Origin of the sequence: Cupriavidus basilensis (assembly GCF_029335485.1) — a bacterium.
GTDB lineage: Bacteria > Pseudomonadota > Gammaproteobacteria > Burkholderiales > Burkholderiaceae > Cupriavidus > Cupriavidus basilensis_E.
Genome location: NZ_JARJLM010000488.1, coordinates 1 through 5,363, shown reverse-complemented (window position 1 = coordinate 5,363; position 5,363 = coordinate 1). Strand labels below are relative to the sequence as shown.

Genomic DNA, 5,363 nt, shown 5'->3' with positions numbered 1-5,363 from the left:
CGATCGCCAGTGGCGCCGTGCGCCATCCCGGGGGCTGGCATCGAGGCGGAACCTGATGGGGAGGCTGCGGCCTCTCTTTTTTTTGGGGTGTTTTGCCGGTCTGGTTCGGCGTTCCTGCCGCTGGTTGCCTTAATCGTCCGCCACCTTGCGCGATTTCCATTGGCCGTCGGACTGCTTGCAGAACCATCCACTCCAGTTTTCCTGATCGCTGCCGCGCTTGAGTTCGGTCTTCAGTTGCCGGCATGACTGGCCCTGGTCGGTCTTGCTGCGCACCGGCGTCACGGTGGCGTCGATCTGCTGCCGGCGGCCGGCCGCGGCGAATGTCCACTGCAGGGTTTCGCCTTCGGGGGTGGCGGTGATCGCTTTCTTCACCGTTTGCGCATAGGACGCGGCTTCCTTCTGGCTCATGGTGCCGATGATCGTCCCGCTCAGGAAATGGTCGAAATAGGCCAGCGCGGACGTTGCGCTGCCCAACAGGACGGTGCATGCAAGGGCGTGGCGGAGCTTGAATCGTGGCGTCATGGAAATCCTCTGATAGCGTTACTCGAAAGTCGGGAAACACGCGGGCAAGCAATCGATGCCAGGCAACATCCCGCCGGCACGGGGCTCCGCCCCCGTCACATGCTGCATGTTACAAGCTTGATTCGTGTGCGGTGCATGATTTCGCAGGTGCGCGATGCGCCGTTTCGGTGCCGCCTGCATACGCGCGGCGCGCGTTGACGAAGCCAATTCCATCGCCTAGCTTTGCAGATCAGCTTGTCGCACCCAAGCTGAACAGCGCGGCAAGCGGTCTAGGCCGATGTGCACCCGATGTGCGCTCGACATGTGCCCACGGGCTTGCCACGCTACCTGGCGCTGCCAGGGAAAAACACCTGAAGAAATGGCGGCAATCGGGGAGGGTGCACTGCCCGGCATGCAGCCGAAATCCTGCGGCTGCCCCAATGTGACGAACCGGCCCGAGAGCCGCGCGGAAAGCGGCTTTCAGGCGACTGGGGTTTCAATTTGTTGCAAACGTTGCGCGATCGAAACGTGACTTTCTAGGCTCGAATTGTTAAGGTCCTATTGCGCATTGCAACAAACCCGATACACATTTTGCACCCGGTCCAAACAATGCGCCGCGAAACCCTTCCGGGGCCGCCTTGCCAGCATGCCACCGTTGCTTCTTTCATCCAGGTCGATTGGTGGTCCGCCTTTTGCTGCGGAGCCTTGTCGATCCCCATTGCTTAATCCTGCCTGCCACTGGCATCTATGTCCGAAACCGCCACTTTGCCGTTCGCCAGACCTGTCCAACGCCACTCTGCCGCCCATGCCATTCCTGGCGGCGCGCGCCTGGGCCGATGGTTGTGCGGCGGCCTGCTGGCGGTGTGCGCAGTGGCCGCTCATGCGTTCGACTTCGACACCGTGGCGGTACGTGCGCGCCAGCTCGCCGCAAGCCCTTACAAGGCACCCGCGCAAAACCTGCCGCGGGAGCTGCGAGAGCTGCCTTACGAGCGTTATCGCGAGATCGAGTACAAGCCCGAGCGTTTCCAGTGGCGCAACGCCAAGCTGCCGTTCGAGCTGTCTTTTTTCCACGAAGGCATGGTGTTCGACCAACCAGTGCGCATCAATGAAGTGGTGAGCGGCAGTTCGCGGGAAATCCGCTTCGATCCCGCCGCCTTCAACTACGGACCGCACAAGCTCGACGCCGGCAAGCTCAAGATACTGGGGTTCGCCGGCTTCCGGGTGCTCTATCCGCTCAACAATGCCAAGGGCAAGGACGAAGTCGCGTCCTTCCTGGGCGCCAGCTATTTCCGTGCGCTTGGCAAGGATCAGTGGTACGGGGTGTCGGCACGCGGCCTGGCGGTGGATACGGCTCTCAACTCCGGCGAGGAGTTTCCTCGCTTCGTGGAGTACTGGATCGAGCGGCCTTCGCCGGCGGACAAGCAACTGACCATCTATGCGCTGATGGATTCGCGCCGCATGAGCGGGGCCTATCGCTTCGTCATCAGGCCGGGGGCGGAAACGGTCATGGAAGTGAAGTCGCGCCTGTTCCTGCGCGAGAACGTCACCAAGCTGGGACTGGCGCCGCTCACCAGCATGTACCTGTTTGGCGAGAACCAGCCGTCGCCGGTGCCGGACTACCGGCCCGAGGTCCACGATTCCGATGGCCTCTCGGTGCAGCTTGGCACGGGCGAATGGCTGTGGCGTCCGCTGGTCAACCCCAAGCGGCTGCTGGTGACCTCGTTCGCGGCCACCAACCCGCAAGGCTTCGGCCTGATGCAACGGGATCGCAATTTCAGCAGCTACCAGGAAATCGGCGCGTGGTACGAGCGCCGGCCCAGTGCCTGGGTGGAGCCCAAGGGCAACTGGGGGTCGGGCCGGGTCGAGCTGGTGCAGATCCCGACCCCGGATGAAACCAATGACAACATCGTGGCTTTCTGGGTGCCCGACAGCCCGCCGAAGCCCAAGCAGCCATTCGATTTCGAGTATCGCCTTTTGTGGCAGAAGGACGGCGAGAAACAGCCGCCGCTGTCGTGGGTGACACAGACGCGGCGTGGCCAGGGGCTGAGCCGCAAGCAGGACGACACCAGTTTTTCGCTGGTCGTCGATTTTGAAGGCCCGGCCTTCAAGAAACTGGCTGCCAATACCCGGATCGATCCGGTGATTTCGGCCGACAGCAACGGGGAGCTGCTGAACACTTCGACGCAGCGCAATGAGGCAACCGGCGGCTGGCGCATGACCATGATCGTGCGCCGCAAGGACGAGAACAAACCGGTCGAATTGCGCGGCTATCTTCGCAACGGCAATACAACCCTATCCGAGACGTGGAGCTACATCTTACCCCCAGGCTGAAGCGGCACGCCGCCCCGGCGGCGGCGTGCGAGCGCTATCTCGATCGCGTGCCGGTCTCGCCGGACCAGCGCCGCGAGCTGATCAATAGCGTCGCCGCCAGCGGCGGCGCCGACCCGGAGTCCGCCATTCATCTGCTGCAGCAAACACTAACGGGCAAGGACGGCACCCAGGTGCCGGCCGGCGCTGCCTACGGTTCGGTTGGGCGCCGCCTCAACCTGGCCTACGGCGCGCCGCACGTAGCGGGCGAACCGCTGGTGCAGCGCCGTGCCGATGGCACGGTACATATCGATACGGGCCCGGCTCCCGAGCGTGCCTCGATGGTGCCGCGGGCCTGGCCTCCGCATATCGTCAGCGGCTTCCTGCGCAACCTTGGCCGGCGCGTGCTCGGCCGGCCGCCGGCGCCGGAAACATGGGACACCCTGCATGACGGCCCCGACGCCGAGGGCAAGTGGCATCCGGCCGGTGCGCATCGCCGCTGGGTATTGCTGGGCCTGGTGACAGGGCAGACCGCGCTGGCCACCTACTTTATGACCAAGGTGCTGCCTTATCACGGCACCGACGGGCTGGAGATCGCCATACTGGCGCTCTTCGCCATTCTCTTCTCCTGGGTGTCGGCGGGCTTCTGGACCGCCATGATGGGCTTCCTGGTGCTGGCCAAGGGCGGCGACCGCCATCTGATCTCGCGTTCGGCGGCGCTGGATGGCCCCATCGCGGAAGGGGCGCGCACCGCGGTCATCATGCCGATCTGCAACGAAGACGTGAACCGGGTCTTTGCCGGCCTGCGCGCGACCTACGAATCGATGGAACGCACCGGGGAGCTGGCGCGTTTCGATTTCTTCGTGCTGTCCGACAGCGGCAATCCGGACCTTCGCACCGCGGAGACCGATGCCTGGATGGAAACCTGCCGTGCGGTCAATGGCTTCGGCCGCATCTTCTACCGCTGGCGCCGTCACCGCGTCAAGCGCAAGACCGGCAACGTAGCCGACTTCTGCCGACGCTGGGGCAGCGCCTACCGCTACATGGTGGTGCTGGACGCCGATAGCGTGATGAGCGGCGAATGCCTGACCACGCTGGTCAGGCTGATGGAAGGCAACCCGGGTGCCGGCATCATCCAGACCGCACCGCTGGCCGTTGGCCGCGAGACCATGTATGCGCGCGTGCAGCAGTTCTCCACGCGCGTGTACGGGCCGCTGTTTACCGCCGGCCTGCATTACTGGCAGCTTGGCGAATCGCACTACTGGGGCCACAACGCCATCATCCGCATCCAGCCCTTCATGGAGCATTGCGCGCTGGCGCCGCTGCCCGGCAAGGGGCCGCTGGCGGGGGAAATCCTGTCGCACGATTTCGTCGAGGCCGCCTTGATGCGCAGGGCAGGGTGGGGCGTATGGATTGCGTACGACCTGGAGGGCTCCTACGAGGAATTGCCGCCGAACCTGCTCGACGAGGTCAAGCGCGACCGCCGCTGGTGCCAGGGCAACCTGATGAACTTCCGCCTGTGGATGAAGCAGGGCTTCCATGCGGTGCACCGTGCCGTGTTCCTCACCGGTGTCATGGCCTACCTGTCGGCGCCGCTGTGGTTCCTGTTCCTGGTGCTGTCGACCATCATGCTGGCCAAGCATGCGCTGGTACCGCCGGAGTATTTCACCCAGCCTTACCAGTTGTTCCCGACCTGGCCCGAATGGCACCCGGAGAAGGCGCTGGCGCTCTTCTCGGCCACCGCCACCTTGCTGTTCCTGCCCAAGATAGCCAGCGTGCTGCTGCTGATGAAGGATTCGCGCAACTATGGTGGCCCGCTGCGTCTGGTGGCATCGATGCTGGTCGAGGTGGTGATGTCGGCCTTGCTGGCGCCGGTGCGCATGCTGTTCCACACGAAATTCGTGGTGGCCGCGTATAGCGGTTGGGGCATTACGTGGAAATCGCCTCCGCGCGAGGATGCGGAGACCACCTGGGGCGAAGCCTTCCGCCGTCACGGCATGCATACCCTGCTAGGCCTGGCCTGGGGTGGGCTGGTGCTGTGGCTGGACCCGAATTTCGTCTGGTGGCTGTTGCCGATCGTCGGCTCGCTGGCATTCTCGATTCCGCTGTCGGTATGGCTGTCGCGGGTTTCGCTTGGCCGCGCGCTGCGCCGTGCCCGGCTGTTCGTGACGCCGGAAGAGGCCACGCTGCCGCGCGAGATGGCGGCCATGCAGAAACACGTGGAGGCCGCTGGCGAGCCTCCGGCATTCATCGATGCCGTGGTGGATCCCGTGACCAATGCACTGATGTGCGCCACCGCCTCGGCCCGCCTGGTGCAGCCGGAGGCCACGCGCCAAGAGCATGCGGCGCTGGTGCAGCAAGCCCTGACCGCGGGCCCGGACGCACTCAGCGCGGCGCAGAAGCATCTGCTGCTGGGAGATCCGTTCGCGCTGGCCCGGTTGCATGAACTGGCCTGGGGTTCCGCGCTGGCGCACCCGGCATGGAAGGAAACGCGCGTGTTGCCACGGCGCGCAGCCAACGTGGTGCCGCTGCGTCCGCGGCTCGCCTGAAGCCGC

At 64.7% G+C, this 5,363-nt stretch carries 3 protein-coding genes; 2 read left to right on the top strand and 1 reads right to left on the bottom strand.

All coding sequences use genetic code 11. The features are described from left to right. Positions 1-129: 129 nt before the first annotated feature. Positions 130-522 (bottom strand): RT0821/Lpp0805 family surface protein, encoded by a 393-nt coding sequence (locus tag P3W85_RS30315; protein ID WP_017230916.1) that lies wholly within the window; start codon positions 520-522, stop codon positions 130-132. A gap of 726 nt (positions 523-1,248) precedes the next feature. On the opposite strand from P3W85_RS30315, the gene P3W85_RS30310 reads away from it, so the two are divergent. Beyond that, positions 1,249-2,832, top strand: coding sequence for a glucan biosynthesis protein G (locus tag P3W85_RS30310; RefSeq protein ID WP_276267489.1), 1,584 nt, complete (start codon positions 1,249-1,251; stop codon positions 2,830-2,832). After that, a complete protein-coding gene (gene mdoH, locus P3W85_RS30305) occupies positions 2,829-5,357 on the top strand; it encodes a glucans biosynthesis glucosyltransferase MdoH (RefSeq protein ID WP_430869653.1) in 2,529 nt (842 codons plus the stop codon). The genes P3W85_RS30310 and mdoH overlap by 4 nt, the downstream gene beginning before the upstream one ends. Positions 5,358-5,363: the final 6 nt, after the last annotated feature.